General features: G+C 68.0%; 18 protein-coding genes. 11 read left to right on the top strand and 7 right to left on the bottom strand.

Annotation, left to right across the window (positions count from 1 at the left end; translation table 11 throughout):
* Positions 1 to 3: 3 nt before the first annotated feature.
* From BSZ14_RS14155 to BSZ14_RS14135, 5 genes are all read left to right on the top strand, one after another.
* The gene (locus BSZ14_RS14155) at positions 4 to 687 is read left to right on the top strand and encodes a uroporphyrinogen-III synthase (RefSeq protein WP_076711409.1); all 684 of its coding nucleotides are present in this window, start codon (positions 4 to 6) and stop codon (positions 685 to 687) included.
* A complete protein-coding gene (locus tag BSZ14_RS14150) occupies positions 684 to 1,637 on the top strand; it encodes a hypothetical protein (RefSeq protein WP_076711408.1) in 954 nt (317 codons plus the stop codon). Before BSZ14_RS14155 ends, BSZ14_RS14150 begins: the two co-directional genes overlap by 4 nt.
* A 139-nt stretch (positions 1,638 to 1,776) precedes the next feature.
* Positions 1,777 to 3,342, top strand: a complete 1,566-nt coding sequence (locus BSZ14_RS14145) for an ATP-binding protein (RefSeq protein WP_083748269.1) — start codon at positions 1,777 to 1,779, stop codon at positions 3,340 to 3,342.
* Positions 3,342 to 3,941, top strand: a complete 600-nt coding sequence (locus BSZ14_RS14140; RefSeq protein ID WP_076711407.1) for a response regulator transcription factor — start codon at positions 3,342 to 3,344, stop codon at positions 3,939 to 3,941. Before BSZ14_RS14145 ends, BSZ14_RS14140 begins: the two co-directional genes overlap by 1 nt.
* Positions 3,942 to 4,017: 76 nt before the next feature.
* The gene (locus BSZ14_RS14135) at positions 4,018 to 4,788 is read left to right on the top strand and encodes a hypothetical protein (protein WP_089413654.1); all 771 of its coding nucleotides are present in this window, start codon (positions 4,018 to 4,020) and stop codon (positions 4,786 to 4,788) included.
* Positions 4,789 to 4,959: 171 nt separating this feature from the next.
* Here the strand turns inward: BSZ14_RS14135 and BSZ14_RS14130 are convergent, their stop codons facing one another.
* Positions 4,960 to 7,275 (bottom strand): DNA translocase FtsK, encoded by a 2,316-nt coding sequence (locus tag BSZ14_RS14130; RefSeq protein ID WP_042487019.1) that lies wholly within the window; start codon positions 7,273 to 7,275, stop codon positions 4,960 to 4,962.
* Between the two features lie 138 nt (positions 7,276 to 7,413).
* Here BSZ14_RS14130 and BSZ14_RS14125 point away from each other — a divergent pair, with 138 nt between their 5' ends.
* Positions 7,414 to 8,628 carry a UbiH/UbiF/VisC/COQ6 family ubiquinone biosynthesis hydroxylase gene (locus BSZ14_RS14125; RefSeq protein WP_076711420.1) on the top strand — a complete coding sequence of 405 codons (1,215 nt, stop codon included), beginning with the start codon at positions 7,414 to 7,416 and terminating at the stop codon, positions 8,626 to 8,628.
* 144 nt (positions 8,629 to 8,772) lie between these two features.
* Positions 8,773 to 9,336 (top strand): MAPEG family protein, encoded by a 564-nt coding sequence (locus tag BSZ14_RS14120; RefSeq protein ID WP_076711405.1) that lies wholly within the window; start codon positions 8,773 to 8,775, stop codon positions 9,334 to 9,336.
* A 121-nt stretch (positions 9,337 to 9,457) separates the two neighbouring features.
* Here BSZ14_RS14120 and BSZ14_RS14115 read toward each other — a convergent pair whose 3' ends face one another.
* The 4 genes from BSZ14_RS14115 to gltX all read right to left on the bottom strand — a co-directional run bounded on the left by BSZ14_RS14115 (position 9,458) and on the right by gltX (position 12,542).
* Positions 9,458 to 9,625, bottom strand: coding sequence for a Trm112 family protein (locus BSZ14_RS14115; RefSeq protein ID WP_076711404.1), 168 nt, complete (start codon positions 9,623 to 9,625; stop codon positions 9,458 to 9,460).
* Complete coding sequence (locus BSZ14_RS14110; protein ID WP_076711403.1) at positions 9,622 to 10,227, bottom strand: LON peptidase substrate-binding domain-containing protein; 606 nt, start codon at positions 10,225 to 10,227, stop codon at positions 9,622 to 9,624. Before BSZ14_RS14110 ends, BSZ14_RS14115 begins: the two co-directional genes overlap by 4 nt.
* Before the next feature lie 5 nt (positions 10,228 to 10,232).
* Positions 10,233 to 11,129 (bottom strand): tetratricopeptide repeat protein, encoded by an 897-nt coding sequence (locus BSZ14_RS14105; RefSeq protein ID WP_076711402.1) that lies wholly within the window; start codon positions 11,127 to 11,129, stop codon positions 10,233 to 10,235.
* 87 nt (positions 11,130 to 11,216) lie between these two features.
* Positions 11,217 to 12,542 (bottom strand): glutamate--tRNA ligase, encoded by a 1,326-nt coding sequence (gene gltX / locus BSZ14_RS14100; protein ID WP_076711401.1) that lies wholly within the window; start codon positions 12,540 to 12,542, stop codon positions 11,217 to 11,219.
* Positions 12,543 to 12,641: 99 nt separating this feature from the next.
* Here gltX and BSZ14_RS14095 point away from each other — a divergent pair, with 99 nt between their 5' ends.
* Positions 12,642 to 13,577, top strand: coding sequence for a ribose-phosphate pyrophosphokinase (locus tag BSZ14_RS14095; RefSeq protein WP_042487036.1), 936 nt, complete (start codon positions 12,642 to 12,644; stop codon positions 13,575 to 13,577).
* A 252-nt stretch (positions 13,578 to 13,829) separates the two neighbouring features.
* On the opposite strand, the gene BSZ14_RS14090 is transcribed toward BSZ14_RS14095, so the two are convergent.
* A complete protein-coding gene (locus tag BSZ14_RS14090; protein WP_042487039.1) occupies positions 13,830 to 14,162 on the bottom strand; it encodes a pilus assembly protein PilZ in 333 nt (110 codons plus the stop codon).
* Between the two features lie 27 nt (positions 14,163 to 14,189).
* Complete coding sequence (locus BSZ14_RS14085; RefSeq protein WP_076711419.1) at positions 14,190 to 14,720, bottom strand: sterol desaturase family protein; 531 nt, start codon at positions 14,718 to 14,720, stop codon at positions 14,190 to 14,192.
* A 195-nt stretch (positions 14,721 to 14,915) separates the two neighbouring features.
* Between BSZ14_RS14085 and sucC the strand changes: the two genes are divergently transcribed.
* From sucC to BSZ14_RS14070, 3 genes are all read left to right on the top strand, one after another.
* Positions 14,916 to 16,115 (top strand): ADP-forming succinate--CoA ligase subunit beta, encoded by a 1,200-nt coding sequence (gene sucC / locus BSZ14_RS14080; RefSeq protein ID WP_076711400.1) that lies wholly within the window; start codon positions 14,916 to 14,918, stop codon positions 16,113 to 16,115.
* A gap of 154 nt (positions 16,116 to 16,269) precedes the next feature.
* Entirely contained in the window at positions 16,270 to 17,019 is a 750-nt protein-coding gene (locus BSZ14_RS14075) for an electron transfer flavoprotein subunit beta/FixA family protein (protein ID WP_076711399.1), read from the top strand.
* The gene (locus BSZ14_RS14070) at positions 17,016 to 17,945 is read left to right on the top strand and encodes an electron transfer flavoprotein subunit alpha/FixB family protein (RefSeq protein ID WP_076711398.1); all 930 of its coding nucleotides are present in this window, start codon (positions 17,016 to 17,018) and stop codon (positions 17,943 to 17,945) included. Before BSZ14_RS14075 ends, BSZ14_RS14070 begins: the two co-directional genes overlap by 4 nt.
* The last annotated feature ends 41 nt before the right edge of the window (positions 17,946 to 17,986 follow it).

Below are 17,986 nucleotides of genomic sequence, written 5' to 3'. Positions count from 1 at the left end.
GCCGTGGCGGTCGTCGTCGTCCGGCCCGAACCCGGCCATGGTGCGACGATCGCCGCCCTGCATGCGGCGGGGCTGGAGGCCATGTCGCTGCCGGTGTTTGCGGCGCGGGCGGTCGCGTGGACAGCGCCTGCGGCCGAGACGTTCGATGCGCTGCTGTTCACCAGTGCCCAAGGTGTGCGACTGGCCGGATCGGCGCTCGATCCGGTGCGCCACAAGCCCGTGATCGCGGTCGGCCCCGCCACCGCCGCCGCCGCGCGGGAGGCCGGGCTGACGGTGGTGCTGACCGGCACGCAGGATGCCGCGTCGGTCGTCGCCGAAGCCCAGGCGCGGGGATATGGACGGCTGCTCCATCTGGCGGGGCGGGATCGGGTGGAGACGGGGGCGATGACCCGCATCGTCTATAGCGCCGACCCCGTGGCGGTGGAGGTGTCCGCGACCCACGCCTTGGCGGGGCAGATCGTCCTCCTTCACTCCGCCCGCGCCGCCGGGCGGCTGGCCGAACTGGTCGATCAGGCAGGCCTGTCCCGCGCCGCCGTCGCGCTGGTCGCGATCAGCGCCAAGACGGCGGCGGCGGCGGGCACCGGCTGGCGCACGGTCGCCATCGCCACCGCCCCGCGCGACGATGCCATGGTCGCCGCCGCGCGGGCGTTGACCGGAGCCGCCGCCACGGGGATAAGCGGGGCATGAACAATTTCGCGCCTTCCGACCGACCGCCGACGCGCGGCCCCCGAAAGGGCGTAATCGTCGCGCTGGTCCTGATCGCCTTTGTCGCCGGTATCCTGCTGATGGCCTATGCCATGCGCAACCTGTCCTGGTTCAACACCAATGGCACCGCGACGCAGGCCGTCACCGCCAAGCCCGGCACCACCAACGGCTCCATCAAGGAAGCGCCGCGCACCGATCCCATGGCGCTGGCCACGCGCGAGGCGCAACTGGCCGCGCAGCTCGCCGCGCTGGAGACGCGTGCCGCCACCCTGTCGACCGACGCCACGGCCGCGGGCGCGCAGGCGGGCCGCGCCGAGTCGATCCTGGTCGCCGCCGCCGTGCGCCGTGCGGTCGATCGCGGCCAGCCGCTCGGCTATCTGGAGGAGCAGCTGCGCACCCGCTTCGGCACCAGCGAGCCGCGTGCCGTCACCGTCCTGATCGTCGCCGCGCGCCAGCCGGTGACGCTGGAAACGCTGCACCAGGGGCTCGACACGCTGGCCCCCGATCTGGTCGTCAGCGGCGGCAATGGCTGGTGGGAGGGGCTTCGCCAGGAACTGGCGCGCCTGATCGTGATCCGCGAGGCCAATGCCCCCTCGACCAACCCCGCCGACCGGCTGGCGCGCGCGCGTCGCCTGCTCGATGGCGGACAGGTCGATGCCGCCCGGGCCGAGGTCGCGCGCCTGCCCGGTGCCGCCGCCGCGCAAGGATGGCAACAGGCCGCGTTGCGCTATGTCCGCGCGCGCCAGGCGCTCGACCTGATCGAGAATGCCGCGCTCGTCACCCCGCCCGCGCCGCCCCCTGCGCCCATCGTGACGACCCCGGTGCCGGGCACCCCGCCCGCCGAGACGCCCGACACGACCACGGCCCAGGCCAGCCCACAGGATAATCCACAGGCTTCTCCACAGGCCGCGCCCGCTACGCCGACCATCTGAAATACTGTCCATCCGGGAAATTCCCGGATGCCGATCGCCCCGCGCCCGGTACACATGGATTGCGATGACGGCGCCGTTCAGTCCTCCTCTTATCCCGCGACCTGCGGCGCCTGAAGCTTTTGACAGGCTCGACCCGCGGGTGTTCTGGCCCCGGCGGCATGACTGGCTGGCGCTCGCCTGTTATGCAGTGGGGTTCGCCGTCATGCATCGGCTGGCGGCCTATTGGGGCGGCAGCGGTTTCTATTCGCTCTGGTTTCCGGCGGCCGGGCTGCGGCTCGCGCTGCTCTGGCGGCTGGGGGCGAGGCTGACCCCGGCGATCGCGCTGGTCGAGATCGCGGTCGACGTCACCCTGACCCCGGCGGTGCTGGCGGGCGTGCCCTGGACGGTCGCGATCTGGGGGATTGCACGCCCGGTGCTGGCCTATGGCGCGACGGTCGCGGCGATCGGCTGGCTGGCCGAGCGACGGGGGGCCGCGCTGCTGACCGCGCCGATGCCGCTGGGACTGGCGCTGGTGCTCGCCCCGCTGGCCGCGGCACTGAGCGCGGTGCCCCAGGCGCTGACCAGTCCCGAACTGACCGGCGTATCCGGCCCGCGCGAGGTGATCGTGTCGCTCGCCGCCTTTGCGGTCGGCGATCTGCTCGGCACGCTGTTCATCGCGCCGCCGCTGCTGTGGATCGCCGATGCGGTGTCGGGCCGGGCACGCTGGCGCTGGCCGCTGCCCTCGCTGCTTGCGGCGGTGGAGACGGCGGGAATATTGGGGCTGGGCATCGGTCTTGCCCGGCTGCTCGACCAGGCGGAGCTGGGGATGCAGCCCGCGCCGGTGCTGGTCGCGGTGGCGTGGATCGGGTTGCGCTTCGGCCGCGCCGCCGCCTGGGGCGCGCTGCTGGTCGTGGTGCTGCGCGTCCTGCCCGACACGGCGGGCGCGATGGACACGCCCGAGCGGTTGCAGCGGCACCTAGCCCTCGCGACCATTGTCGTCGCAGGCTATCTGGCGGGCAGCTTCGCCGATGCGCAGGCCGCCGCGCGCGCCATGTTGGAACGGCGTGACCGGCTGCTCTTCCAAGCCGAGCGGCTGAAGACGCTGCGCGCCATGTCGGTGGCGGTGATCCATGAGGTCAGCCAGCCGCTGTCCACGCTGGCGATCGAGGCGCGCCACCTGCACCGGCTGACCGCCGGGCGGGGAGACGAGATTGCGGACGGCGCTGCGCTGATCGATCGCAAGGCGGAGCATCTGGCGACGCTGATCCGCCGCCTGCGCCGGTTCGGCGGCCATGCCGAGGGCGCGCCGCAGCCGCTGGCGCTGACCGCGCTGGTCGACATGGTGGCGACGCTGGCCCAGGCCGAGGCGCGTGAGGCGGGCGTCGCCCTCATCATCGCGCCGGTCGACCCGGTCTGGCAGGTGATGGCGCAGGAGGTCGAGCTGGCACAGGCGGTGATGAACCTCGTCCGCAACGCGGTGCAGGCGGCGCAGGGCGATGCCGCCCCCGATCCCGTCACGCTGGACGTCACCGCCGACCAAAGCCACGCCGTGATCCATGTCGTCAATCGCGCCCCCGACCGGCCGGTCGTCCGCGACGGAATGGGGATCGGCACCCATGTCGCGCGCGCCATCGTCGAGGCGCATGGCGGCACCCTGACCCGGACGCGGGGGCCGGACGATATGGTCCACGCCGCATTGTCGCTTCCCCTGATCGAGACCCGCTGATGCCCTTTCGTTCGCCCGATCCCGCGGCCCCCGGCACCGTGCATGTGCTGGACGACGATGCCGATCTGGGGGCGGCGGTGGCACGGATGCTGACCCGGCAGGGTTTCGTCGCCACCGCCTTTGACGATCCCGCCGCGCTGCTTGCCGCCTATCCCGGCCGGGCCGCCCATGCCGTCGTCACCGATGTGATGATGGGCGAGTGGAACGGCTTCGACTTTGCCGAGCGGCTGCGTTCGCTCGATGCCCATGTCGCCATCCTGTTCATGACCGCCTGGCCGAGCACGGCCCATGCGGTCGATTCGGTCCGGCTGCATGGCGGCGTCGACTATCTCGACAAGCCGATCGACGAGGCGCGGCTCTGCGCGTCCCTGCGCGAAGGCGTGGCCTGGTCGACCGCAAGTCGCGCGACCGCCCGGCGGCTGGGCGATCTGTCGCCGCGCGAGCGGCAGGTGTTCGACCTGATGGTGCAGGGCCATGGCAACAAGGCGATGGCCGGGCTGCTCGGCCTGTCGCCCAAGACGATCGAGGACCACCGCGCCGCCGTTTTCCAGAAGACCCAGACGCAGAGCGTGGCGCAACTGATCGCACTGTCCCGCTGATCCGCTTGCGGCGAAGCGAGGAGCCGGGCTGGGGCGCAAAGCGTTGATCGGGATCGATCCTGTCGGAGACTCTGCCGTGATTCGTCCCGCATTCCACATGACCCGCTGGCTGGCGGGTGCGCTGATCCTGCCGCTGGCCGCCTGTGGCGGGAGCGGCGAGCCGGAGCGCAACATGGTGACGGCCGCCCCCTCGCCGACCGGTGATGCGACGCCTGCGGTCGAGCCGACCCGCACCAACCTGCCCGCGCCGATCAAGACCGGCGCCACCAGCGCCCCGGATACGGTCCTGTCCTGCTCTGCCGAGCGTGGGCAGGCGGCGGCACAGCGGCTGGTGAAGATCTGCACGTCGGTCTCACCCGCCACCCATCCGCCGTGCAATGCGGTCAACAGCTGCGCGATCATCGAGGACGAGATCGCCCGGTCGTGCGCGCTGATGGGCGACGACGCCGCGCAAACGCCCGGTTGCGCGGTCGATCCCAAAGGCGACGCGGCGGCGGCGGATGTCGTGCGCCGTTATTATTCGGCGATCAACGCGCATGACTATGGCACCGCCTGGACTCAATGGGGTCCGGACGGCCGCCCCGGCCAGCGCTTCGCCGATTTCCAGAAGGGCTTTGCGAACACCCGCGCGACCAGCGTGACGATCGGCAGGATGGCCCCCAGCGAGGGCGCGGCGGGATCGGTCTATGCGAGCGTGCCGGTGACGGTGAATGCACAGCTCGACGATGGGCGGCAGCAGCGGTTCGTCGGCCAATATGTGGTGCGGCGGGTCAACGACGTGCCGGGAGCGAGCGCGGCACAGCTGCGGTGGCATATCGATTCGGCGACGTTGAAGCCTGCGGGGTGATTCCCGCGCCTCGTCGCATGGAAGGCAGGAGAATGGCTTTCGCGGCTTAGCGCGGAACGTACACTTCGACTTCGCTCAGTGTAAACGGCGCTTGGGGTTTTGGGCTTAATTCCGCCCCCCGTTCAGCCTGAGCGAAGTCGAAGGCCACGCCCCGCCCTCGCTCACGGCCCGTTAAACCGGATGCCCCTCGGTATCACGCAACACCTCGCGCCGCCCGACATGGTCCGGGCGGCTGACGATGCCATCGGTTTCCATCCGCTCGATCAGCCGCGCCGCCGAATTATAACCGATCCGCAACTGCCGCTGGAGCCAGGAGGTCGAGGCCTTCTGGCTCTCGCACACCAGCTGAATCGCCGCGCGATATTGCTGGTCCTCTGCGGTGTCCTCTCCGGTCGGTGCGCCATCCAGCGCGAAGCTCTCCGCCGGTTCCTCGGTGACCGAGGAGATATAATCGGGCTGCCCCTGGGCGCGCCAGTGATCCGCCACCCGGTGGACCTCGTCGTCCGAAACAAAGGGTCCGTGGACGCGTACGATGCCCTTGCCGCCGGGCATGTAGAGCATGTCGCCGCGCCCCAGCAGCTGCTCTGCACCCTGTTCGCCCAGAATGGTGCGCGAGTCGATCTTGGACGTGACATGGAAGCTGATTCGGGTCGGCAGGTTCGCCTTGATGACGCCGGTGATGACGTCGACCGACGGACGCTGGGTCGCCATGATGAGGTGGATGCCCGCCGCACGCGCCTTTTGCGCCAGGCGCTGAATCAGGAATTCCACCTCCTTGCCCGCCGTCATCATCAGGTCGGCGAGTTCGTCGACGATCACCACGATCTGGGGCAGCGGTTCGTATTCGAGCTTTTCCTCCTCATAGACCGGCTGGCCGGTCTCCGGGTGATAGCCGGTCTGCACCTTGCGCCCCAAGGGCTGGCCCTTGGCCTTGGCCGCGCGCACCTTGTCGTTGAAGCTGGCGAGGCTGCGCACGCCGACGGAGGACATTTGCCGATAGCGGTCCTCCATCGTCTCGACCGCCCATTTCAGCGCGCGGACCGCCTTGGCCGGGTCGGTCACGACTGGCGACAGCAGATGCGGAATGTCATCATACATCGACAACTCCAGCATCTTCGGGTCGATCATGATCATCCGACACTGCTCGGGCGTCAGGCGATAGAGCAGCGACAGGATCATGCCGTTGAGACCGACCGACTTGCCCGAGCCGGTCGTACCCGCGACCAGCAGGTGCGGCATCGGCGCGAGGTCGGCGACCACCGAGTCGCCCGCGATATTCTTGCCCAGGATGATCGGCAGCTGCGCGGCCTGGTCGGCGAAGCTCTGCGACGCCACCAGTTCGTGCAGCGACACCATCTCGCGCTTGGCATTGGGCAGTTCGATGCCGATGACGTTGCGCCCCGGAATCACCGCGACGCGCGCCGAGATCGCCGACATGTTGCGCGCGATATCGTCGGCCAGCGCGATGACGCGGTTCGCCTTGATGCCGGGCGCGGGCTCCAGTTCGTACATGGTGACGACCGGGCCGGGACGCACCTCGACGATCGCACCCTGGACGCGGAAATCGTCGAGGACATTCTCGAGCAGACGCGCATTGCGCTCCAGCGCCGCCTTGTCGATCTGTCCGGCGGGCGAGGGCGGGGCGGGCGTCAGCAGGTCCAGGCCGGGGAGCTGATAGGGCGCGTCGCGGTCCGCGGCCGTCTTGGGCTTGGCGGGCGCGGGCGCGACCTGGCGGTCGGCGATGACGGGGGCGGGGCGATCCTCGCGCACCGGCACCGCCTTGCGCGCCAGCGTCAGCGGCTCTTCGTCATCCTCGTCCTCGTCGTAAAGCGCCTCGTCCTCATCGTTCCAGGGCAGCGCCTCGCCATCCTCGCCCACCGCACGGCGACGGCGCAGGCGCGCAAGGCCCCGTTCGGCGATGTCGAGTTCCAGGCTGCGGCCCCAGATCAAGGCGCCGCCCAGTCCGAAGGCGAGGCCGACCACCACCGATCCCCAGGTCACGACCGCCGCCTGGCCCGAAAATTCCAGCGCCCAGCGGACAAGGCCCGCCACCGACAGCCCGATCACCCCGCCCCAACCGGCGGGCAGCGCCAGCACCGCCGAGTCGGACACGAAGGACAAGGCGCAGGCCATCAAGGCGACGCCGATCACCGCCTGGCGCAGCATCTTGACCCAACGGCCCGCCGGGCGATCGCGCCACAAGCGGGTCGCGATGATCGGCCCCACGGGAAGGATCAGCGCGACGGCGGGGCCGAACAGGGTCAGCGCGATATCCGCGATCCACGCGCCGGGATGCCCCATCCAGTTGGCCGGGGCTGCGCCCGAGGCGGTGTTGAGCGCAGGATCGCTCGCCCGGTAGCTGGCGAGCGCCAGCACCAGCATCAGTGTCACGGCAAACAGGATGAGCGCGGCGACCAGCGCACCGCTGCGCACCGCCCCCGCCTTCACCGTCTCGCGCCATAGAACCGGCTGCGCGCGGCTGGCCATGGGTCTTGTCCTTCAGGAATGTTCGAAAATCCGGGAAAATTCCCAGGAAATATCATCCCCTCTGACGGTTCCTACGTCAAGGCGCGGGGGGCGACACCCGCATTGTTTGCGACCGCGTGACGGTCTAGGAGCATGGACATGGATAGCGACGTCATCATCCTCGGCGGCGGCCTGGTCGGGGCTACTCTGGGTGTCGGTCTGGCCGCGCATGGCCTGTCTTCGATCATCGTCGATCCCGCCGATCCGGCGGTCGTGCTGGCCCCCGGCTTCGACGGGCGCGCCTCCGCCGTCGCCTCGGCCAGCTGGCGGATGCTCGACGCAATCGGCATCGGCGCGAAGCTGGCGGGCAAGGGCTGCGAGATCCGGCACATCCGGGTCAGCGACGGTCTGGAGCCGGGCAAGCTCGATTTCATCCCTGACGCCGATGACGGCGCGCTGGGCACGATGTTCGAGAACAAGCTGCTCCGCCGCGCGATCCACGAGACGGCGAACGAGGCCGAGCTGGTCGATCTGCGGATGCAGACCCGCGCGATTTCGGTCGAGCGCGGCCCGGCGGGCGTCACGGCGGTGTTGAGCGACGGCACCACCGTCCGCGCCCCCCTGCTGGTCGCCGCCGAAGGCCGCCAGTCGCCGACGCGTGACGCGGCGGGGATCAAGGTCGCGCGCTGGTCCTATGATCACAAGGCGATCATCAGCGCCTTCCACCACGAGCTTGCCCACGAGAATATCGCGTTCGAGATATTCTACCCCAGCGGTCCCTTCGCGCTGCTGCCGCTGCCCGATGACGAGATCGGGCATCGCTCGGCGATCGTCTGGTCGGTGTCGGGGCGTGATGGCGATGCGATGCTGAAACTGTCCGACCGCGCCTTCCTGGCCGAGTCGGACAAGAGCATGGGCGGGTTCCTGGGCAAACTCTCCCATGCGAGCCCCCGTTCGGCCTATCCGCTGGGCTTCCATCGCGCCGCCACCATGACGGGCGAGCGGCTGGTGCTGGTCGGCGACTCGGCGCATGGCATCCATCCGATCGCGGGGCAGGGCGTGAATCTGGGCTATCGCGACGTCGCCGCGCTGGTCGAGGTGCTGGTCGAGGGCAAGCGCACCGGCCTGGACCTGGGCGATGCGGCCTTGCTCCAGCGTTATCAGCAGTGGCGCGGGCTCGACACGCTGATGGTGTCGGTGGCGACCGACGGCTTCAACCGCATCTTCAGCGTGCCCGGCAAGACCGCCAGCGCGATCCGGCGGCTGGGCATCACCGCAATCGACCATATCCCGCCGCTCAAGAGCCGCTTCATGGCCGAGGCGCGCGGGGAGACGGGGCAGCTGCCGCGGCTGTTGCAGGGGGTGATGGTTTAGTTCGGAGGGGTTGGTCCGAAGAGTACCTGCCCTCCCCCAACCCCTCCCGCAGGCGGGAGCGGTTGGGGGAGGGAACGCTCCAAGCGACGTGCCCTCGATAACACCGAGCCGGATCCCAAGCCGCACTTCGACGTTTCGCAAGTCATGAACACCGGGCCTGATCATCCCACCCGTCCCGTCCGAACCCCGATCCGCGACCGCCGCCAGACCGGCGTAGCCCGCGCCATGGCCGCCGCGCTGGCGGTGGTGCTGCTGACGTTGCTGGTCGGATGGAGCATCGGGCATCCGCTCTCCCCCACCGACAGAATGCTGCGCGCGGTGGCGGCGTCCACGGTCGCCGCTTTGTGGCTGGCGACGGCGATCGGCCATGTCGCGGCGCTGCGGTTCGATTCGCCCGCCGATATCGATGCAGCGGCCAGCGGCAGCCCCGATTCGCCGCGCGTCGCCATGGCGCAGGCGGTGTTGCGCAACACGCTGGAACAGGTGGTGCTGGCGATCCCGGCCTATCTGGCGCTCGCCTGGGTGGTCGAGGGGGCGGGGGCGATGATCCCGATGCTGGCGGCTTTGTTCTCGGTCGGGCGGACGCTGTTCTGGGCCAATTACGCGCGCGGTGCGGTGGCGCGAGCGTTCGGCTTTGCGCTGGGTTTCTATTCGAGTGTCGCGGCGCTGGTCATCGTGCTGGTGGCGCTGGTAGGACGGTTGATCTGATTACCCGCACCCACCGTTCAGCCTGAGCGAAGTCGAAGGCCAAGGGAATCCCTCGCGGCGAGCACGGAACGTGCACTTCGACTTCGCTCAGTGCGAACGGAGGGTGGGATGGCGTGGGGTGTTACAGTTGCCGCGCTTCCTCGACCAGCATCACCGGCACGCCGTCACGGATCGGATAGGCGAGGCCCGCCGCCTCCGACACCAGCTCCTGGGCGGCCTCGTCATAACGCAGCGGCGTGCGCGTCACCGGGCAGACCAGCCGTTCGAACAGCCACGGGTCCAGGCTCATTGCAGCGTCACCCGATCCTCGCCGTCATGGCGACCGAAAAACTGCATCAGCTGGATGATCAGCTCGGCGCGCTGTTCCAGATCGGGGGCTTCGAGCAGCGCCTGCTTGGCCGCCACATCGAACGGCGCGATCTGGGCGATGCCGTTGACAAGACTCTCGTCATCCAGCCGCCCGACCGCATCCCAGTCGACCGCATAACCCTGAAGATCGGCGAAACGCTTCGATTCCTGCTCCAGCGAGGCGCGGCGGCCGAGCGACAACAGATCCTCGTCGATCACCGGCAGCAGCTCGGCCTCGACCTGGCGGAAGGGCGTCGTCACCTCCAGCTCGCGGACGATGCGGAACAGCGAGACACCCTCGAGAACGAGGTTGTAGCGGCCATCCTCCATCGCCTCGACCTCGGCGATGCGGCCGACACAGCCCATCTGATAGAGAGACGGCGTCTCGCCCTCGCCCGAGGGCTGGACCATGCCGATCCGCCGGTCGCGCGCCATCGCGTCGGAGACGAGCGCCCGGTAGCGCGGCTCGAAGATGTGCAGCGGCATCGGCATCCCCGGAAAGAGGATCGCGCCCGCCAGCGGAAAGATCGAGAGCCGCGCCATCCGCGTTACCCGAACAGGATGGCGGACAGACGCCGCCGCTGCTGCGAGACCCAGGGGTCGGTCATGCCGACGACCTCGAACAGCTTGAGCAATTGCTGGCGCGCGGCATCCTCGTTCCAGGCACGGTCGGCAGCGACGATGTGGAGAAGGTTGTCCGCCGCGCCGTCCCGGTCGCCCGCCGCCATCTGCGCATTGGCCAGCGCAAAGCGCTTTTCGTGATCGTCGGGGTTGGCCGCGACCTCGGCCGCCAGATCGGCATAGTCCGCGACCGGCGGGGCCGAGCGGGCCAGCGCCACCGCCGCCACCGCGCGGTGGATGGCCGGGTCGTTCGCCAACTCCGGGGGGAGTGCCTCGATCATGGCTTCCGCCGCTTCGACCTGCCCGGCGGCGAGCAGCGCGCGGATATGGCCCGACAGCACGGCGGGATGCTCCGGCGCCATGTCGAGCAGCTGCTGGAAGATCGACACCGCGCGCTCGGCGTCACCCGCCTCCAGCACCTCCTCGCCCATCGCGATCAGCGGTTCCAGCTCGGCCGCCGCGTCCGCCGCCTCGGACTGGATCGGCAGTTGCTTGAGCAGCTGGTCCAGCATCGTGCGCAACGCGCTTTCGGTGCGCGCGCTGGTCAGGTCGGCGACCAGCTGGCCCTGGAACATCGCATAGACGGTCGGGATCGAGCGGATCTGGAATTGGTTGGCGATGAACTGGTTCTTGTCGGTGTCGATCTTGGCCAGCACGACGCCCTTGTCGGCATAGGCCTCCGCGACCTTCTCCAGCGTCGGGCCGAGTGCCTTGCACGGCCCGCACCATTCCGCCCAGAAGTCCAGGATGACCAGCTTGGTCATCGACGGCTCGACGACATCGCGGCGGAAGGCGGTGACCGCTTCCTTGTCGGCGGGCGACATTCCCAACGTGGCCAAAAGACGCTCCTTTACGTGTTGCTCGGCCCTATGTGGGCGAGGCGGTGCGGTAATGAAAGGCCGTGGCGTAAATCAGCCGTTCAGCCGCGCGATCGTGCGGTCCCGCCCGATCAGCGGGAGGAGCGCGGCCATGTCGGGTCCCTGCGCCCGCCCGGTAAGAGCCAGTCGCAGCGGCAGGAACAGCGTCTTGCCCTTGCGCCCCGTCGCGTCCTTCAGCGCGGCGGTCAGCGCGTGCCAGGGATCGTTTCCCCAGTCGATCTGACCCGCGACCTCCGCCGCCTGGGCCAGATAGGCGCGGTCGTCCCCGGCGGGTTCGGGGGCCTCGACCGGCCCCTCGATCACCTGCCACCAGGCGGCGGCCTGTGTGACGGTGTTGAGATTGGGGCGCACCGCCTCCCACTCCGCCGCGCCCATGCCGGTCGGCAGGCGATCGGCTACCGCCGCGTATGGCGTCTGGTGGAGGATGCGCGCGTTCAGCTGCGCCAGCTCGCCCTCGTCGAATCGGGCAGGCGCGCGCCCGAAGCGGGTGAAGTCGAACCCGGCGATCAGGGGCGTCATGTCGGCGAGCGGCTCGACCGGATCGCTGGTCCCGATCCGCGCCAGCAGCGCACGCACCGCCTGCGGTTCTATGCCGATCTCGCGGAAATGATCGACGCCCAGCGAGCCGAGTCGCTTGGACAGCTTACCCTCGTTGCCGGTCAGCAGCGCGGCATGGGCGAAGCGCGGCAGCGCGGCCTTCAGCGCCTGGAACATCTGAATCTGCAACGCGGTATTGGAGACGTGATCCTCGCCGCGCACCACCTGGGTCACGCCCATGTCGATGTCGTCGATCACCGAGGGCAGCATATAGAGCCAGGTCCCGTCGGCGCGGCGGATGACCGGATCGCTCATCGTCGCCGGGTCGAAACGCTGGGCACCGCGCACCGCGTCATCCCATTCGATGGGCGCGCCGTGATCCAGCTTGAAGCGCCAGTGCGGACGAACGCCTTCGCTTTCCAGCTTGGCCCGGTCCTCGTTTGTCAGGGTCAGCGCAGCGCGGTCGTACACCGGCGGCAGGCCGCGCCCGAGCTGGATCTTGCGCTTCAGATCGAGTTCCTGGGCCGTCTCATAGGCCGGATAGACGTGACCGCCCGCCACCAGCTCGGCAAAGCGCGACTCGTACAGCGCGAAACGCTGCGACTGCCGTACCTCGGCATCGGGGATCAGGCCCAGCCATTGCAAATCCGCGCGGATCGCCTCGACATAGCGTTCCTCGCTCCGCTCGGCATCGGTGTCGTCGATGCGCAGCAGGAAGCGCCCGCCGGCCTTTTGCGCGTACATCCAGTTGTGCAGCGCGGTGCGGATGTTGCCGACATGAAGCCGCCCGGTGGGCGAGGGAGCGAAACGGGTCACGGTCATGCCGTCAGCCCATAATCGGGGAATCACCTTTGCGCTATTGTGACAGCGCGATTAAGGGGACGCGCATCACTGGGCTGTCTGCGGGGACGGGATACCACCATGAAATTGATGACCGGCAATTCGAACCTGCCGCTGGCGAAGGCGATTTCCTCCTATCTGGAGGTGCCGCTGACCGAGGCGCTGGTGCGCCGCTTCGCCGATGAGGAAATCTTCGTCGAGATCCAGGAGAATGTCCGCGGCGAGGACGTGTTCGTGATCCAGTCGACCGGCTATCCGGTCAACGACAATCTCATGGAACTCCTCATCATGATCGACGCGCTGAAGCGCGCGTCGGCCAGCCGCATCACCGCGGTGATCCCCTATTTCGGCTATGCGCGCCAGGATCGGAAGCCGGGTCCGCGCACGCCGATCTCGGCCAAGCTGGTCGCCAACCTGATCACCGTGGCGGGTGCCGACCGCGTGCTGTCGGTCGACCTGCACGCCGGTCAGATCCAGGGATTCTTCGATATCCCGACCGACAATCTCTATGCCGCGCCGGTCATGTCGGCGGACATTCTGGCGCGCTTCAAGAACGACAACCTCATGGTCGTGTCGCCCGACGTGGGCGGTGTGGTCCGCGCGCGCCAGCTCGCCAAGCGGCTGAACAACGCGCCGCTGGCGATCGTCGACAAGCGTCGCGAGCGGGCGGGCGAGTCGGAGGTGATGAACATCATCGGTGACGTGGAAGGGCGCTTCTGCATCCTGATCGACGATATCGTCGATTCGGCGGGCACGCTGTGCAACGCGGCCGCCGCCTTGCGCCAGGCCGGGGCGGAGGACGTCGTCGCCTATGTCACCCACGGGGTGTTGTCGGGTGGCGCGGTGGCGCGAGTCGACGGCTCGGAACTGCGCGAGCTGGTGATCACCGACTCGATCGGCAATCACGAGTCGATCAACACCACCGGCAAGATCCGCCACCTGCCCATCGCCCCGCTGCTGGGCGAGGCGATCAAGCGCATCGCGGACGAGACGAGCGTGTCGAGCCTGTTCGATTGAGGATTGGTGGGGTAAGCCAATCGAGAGCATTTGTCTCGTGGCCGGCCCCCACCCCAAACCCAGTTTCAGGTAAACGATGCCCCGCATCGTTTAAGTCATGCCGGGGGCATGACCGACCTGAAACTCCCCTCCGGGAGGAGGGGCTTAGAAGGCGCGAGACGATGGACCTTGCCACGCCCCTCCCGCAGGCGGGAGGGGATGGGGGAGGGCTGGACCTAGGCGAGACGCTCGCGACCACCCAGTCTAAAATTCTCAGCGATTCCCCAGCGCGACGATATGCTCGAACACCGCCGGATGAAGCGGCTTGGAAAACGCACACCCATATTTGAAGCGGTCGCGCCAGGCGATCACCGCCTCCAGCGGGGCGAGCCCCGGAAGGGTCAGCCAGACGATCGTACCCGGCCACAGGGTGAAGCTGGTCTCGGCGCGAAACCCCTCGGGCGACAGGTCGACCACGTCGATCTCGAAGCGGGTCTGCCCCTTGTCACGCAAATGCGCGCGCATCCGCACGGCATGCCGCAGCGAGCGGCGGAGATCCTGGCCGGCTATCGGCTCGAATGGCGGTGTGAAGACCGGGTTATCCATAGCGCCCCCTCCATAAGGGAAAGAAGGTTACTTTTCCGCCAACGCCTCATGATCCTGCCGCGCTCCCGCCGGGCGGCGGACTCCGGCATGGGCGCGACGCTTCAATTCGGCTTTCAAGTCCTCCGGCCTGGGTGCGATCAGAAAGCCGAAGCTGACCGTCCCCTTCTTCGTCTCGACGACGTGGTGCAGCCGGTGAGCCTGGATGATCCGCTTCATATAGTCGGACTTTGGCAGGTATCGACTAGGCAGCCGCTTGTGGACGATGACGTCGTGAAAGCCGAAATAGATCGCGCCATAGGCGGCGATTCCCGCGCCGATCCAGGTGAAGCCCGGCCACCAGCCCAGTTGCACCCCGCCTAGGATCATAACGAAGGACGGAACCGCGAAGATCGCCGCGTACAGGTCGTTCAGCTCCCAGTTGCCGGTGCGCGGCCGGTGATGGCTCTCGTGCAGGAACCAGCCCGGCCCATGCATGATCCAGCGGTGCGCCGCATAGGCGAACCCTTCCATGAAGATCACGGTGCCGAGAAACAGGAGGATGCCGAAAGCCCAGTTCATCGGATCGGCATAACGCATTTCCGATAAATTTGTTGCTTATTCCGTTGGTCGTGCGCAGAGAGCACTCCGGCCGTGCGTGAAAAGCATTTGCGATGCATTTGCATTAAGGCGGTTTCGGGGTGGATTTGTCCGCCAGCCTGTGCTTTAGCCGCACCCAATTTCCCTAGAACCACCCGAGAGGCGGAAGGCTAGCGCATGAACATCCACGAATATCAGGCCAAGGAATTGCTCGCCAAGTTCGGCGTGCCCGTCCCCGCCGGCTTCGCCGCGATGACCGTCGAGGAAGCTGTCGAGGCATCGTCCAAGCTCCCCGGACCGCTCTACGTCGTGAAGGCGCAGATTCATGCGGGCGGCCGCGGCAAGGGCAAGTTCAAGGAACTCGGCCCCGATGCCAAGGGCGGTGTCCGCCTGGCCAAGACCGCCGACGAAGTGCGCGCTGCCGCGACCGACATGCTGGGCAACACGCTGGTCACTGTGCAGACCGGCGACGCGGGCAAGCAGGTCAACCGCCTGTACGTGACCGACGGCGTCGACATCGCGAAGGAATTCTACCTCGCGCTGCTCGTCAACCGCGCGACCGGCCGTGTCTCGATGGTCGCCTCGACCGAAGGCGGCATGGACATCGAGACCGTGGCGCATGACACGCCCGAGAAGATCCACTCGATCGACATCGACACCGCGACCGGCTTCATGCCGCATCACGGCCGCGCCGTCGCTGCCGCGCTGGAACTGACCGGCGACCTCGCCAAGCAGGCCGCCAATGTCGCGTCGAAGCTGTACGATGCGTTCCTGGGCACCGATGCCGAGCAGATCGAGATCAACCCGCTCGCCGTCACCGAGGACGGCAAGCTGATGGTGCTCGACGCCAAGGTCGGCTTCGACGGCAACGCCATGTTCCGTCACAAGGACCTGATGGAACTGCGCGACACCACCGAAGAAGACGCGATGGAGCTGGAGGCGTCGAAGTACGACCTGGCGTACATCAAGCTCGACGGTGACATCGGCTGCATGGTCAACGGTGCGGGCCTCGCCATGGCGACGATGGACATCATCAAGCTGAACGGCATGTTCCCGGCCAACTTCCTCGACGTCGGCGGCGGCGCCAACAAGGAAAAGGTCACCGCGGCGTTCAAGATCATCCTGAGCGATCCCGCCGTGAAGGGCATCCTGGTCAACATCTTCGGCGGCATCATGCGCTGCGACATCATCGCCGACGGCATCGTCGCGGCGGCGAAGGAAGTGAACCTGCAGGTTCCGCTGGTCGTCCGCCTCGAGGGCACGAATGTCGAGAAGGGCAAGGAAATTCTCGCCAATTCGGGTCTCGCCATCGTCCCCGCCAACGATCTGGGCGACGCCGCCAAGAAGATCGTGGCCGAGGTGCAGAAGGTCGCGTAAACCGCACCTTCGGCCCTGACGGACCGATGATAAAAGGGGCTCGGGCGGAAACGTCCGGGCCTCTTTCTCGTTCTGGGGTGCAAGTCTTGCGATGCGATCGCAACGCCGCCAAAGACGGCGGCATGTTTGGCTGTTCAGCCGGGAAGGAACCGCGATGAAGATCGTCGTGCCCGTGAAACGGGTGTTGGATTATAACGTGAAACCGCGTGTGAAGGCGGACGGGACGGGCGTCGATCTGGCGAACGTGAAGATGAGCATGAACCCGTTCGACGAGATCGCGGTGGAAGAGGCGATCCGGCTGAAGGAAAAGGGGGCGGCGACCGAAGTGGTCGTCGTCTCCATCGGCGAGCCCAAGGCGGCGGACACGCTGCGCACCGCGCTCGCCATGGGCGCGGACCGGGCAATCCTCATCACCGCCGACCAGCCGGTCGAGCCGCTGGGCGTCGCCAAGCTGCTCGCCAAGGTGGTGGAAGAGGAACAGCCTGGCCTGGTCATCCTGGGCAAGCAGGCGATCGACGGCGACAACAACCAGACCGGCCAGATGCTGGCGGGCCTGCTCGGCTGGGCGCAGGGCACTTTTGCGTCCAAGGTCGAGATCGACGGGCAGACGGCCAACGTCACCCGCGAGGTCGATGGTGGGCTGGAGACGGTGGCCCTCACGCTGCCCGCCATCGTCACCACCGACCTGCGCCTCAACGAGCCGCGCTATGCGTCGCTGCCCAACATCATGAAGGCCAAGTCCAAGCCGATGGCGACCAAGACCGCCGGGGACTACGGCGTCGACGTCGCGCCCCGCCTGACGATCACCCATGTCGCCGAGCCGGGCAAGCGCCAGGCGGGCGTCAAGGTCGGCTCGGTCGACGAGCTGGTCGAGAAACTCAAAGCACTGGGAGTGGCCAAGTGAAGACGCTGGTTTGGGTCGAGCATGACGGCGGGTCCGTCAAGGATGCCACGCTGGCGACCGTTACGGCGGCGGCGAAGCTGGGCGAGGTGCATCTGATCGTCGCCGGGCAGGGCGTGGACGGCGTGGCGCAGGCGGCGGCGAAGATCGCTGGCGTGGGCAAGGTCCATGTCGCCGACGACGCGGCTTTCGCCAACGCGCTGGCGGAAAACGTTGGGCCGCTGATCGCCGAGCTGATGGGCCATCACGACGCGTTCCTCGCGCCGTCGACGACCACGGGCAAGAACATCGCGCCGCGCGTCGCGGCTCTGATCGACGTGATGCAGATCAGCGACATCCTGTCGGTCGAAGGACCGGACAGCTTCACCCGGCCCATCTATGCGGGCAACGCTATCGCGACGGTGAAGACCAGCGACACGAAACTCGTCCTGACCGTGCGCACCACCGCCTTCGAGAAGGCGGCGGCCGAGGGCGGCGTGGGTAGCATCGAGGCGGTGGCCTCGACCGGCGACGCCGGAAGCTCGCGCTTCGTCGGCGCGGAAAAGGCCGAGAATGCCCGCCCCGAGCTGACCAGCGCCAAGATCATCGTCTCGGGCGGTCGCGCGCTGGGCTCGGAGGAGCAGTTCCATGCGCTGATCGATCCGCTCGCCGACAAGCTGGGTGCCGCCGTCGGCGCGTCTCGCGCGGCGGTCGATGCGGGCTATGCCCCCAACGACTATCAGGTCGGCCAGACCGGCAAGATCGTGGCACCCGAAGTCTATGTCGCGGTCGGTATCTCGGGTGCGATCCAGCATCTGGCGGGGATGAAGGACTCCAAGGTCATCGTCGCGATCAACAAGGACGAGGACGCGCCGATCTTCCAGGTCGCCGATATCGGCCTGGTCGGCGACCTGTTCACCATCGTGCCGGAGCTGACGAGCAAGGTCTGACGGAGGGGGGCCTGTCGTGACAGGCTTGATCCACCCCTCCC

It is taken from the genome of Sphingomonas sp. Sph1(2015) (genome assembly GCF_001970915.1).
Lineage (GTDB): Bacteria > Pseudomonadota > Alphaproteobacteria > Sphingomonadales > Sphingomonadaceae > Sphingomonas > Sphingomonas parapaucimobilis.
This window is presented reverse-complemented; position numbering and strand designations above follow the sequence as displayed.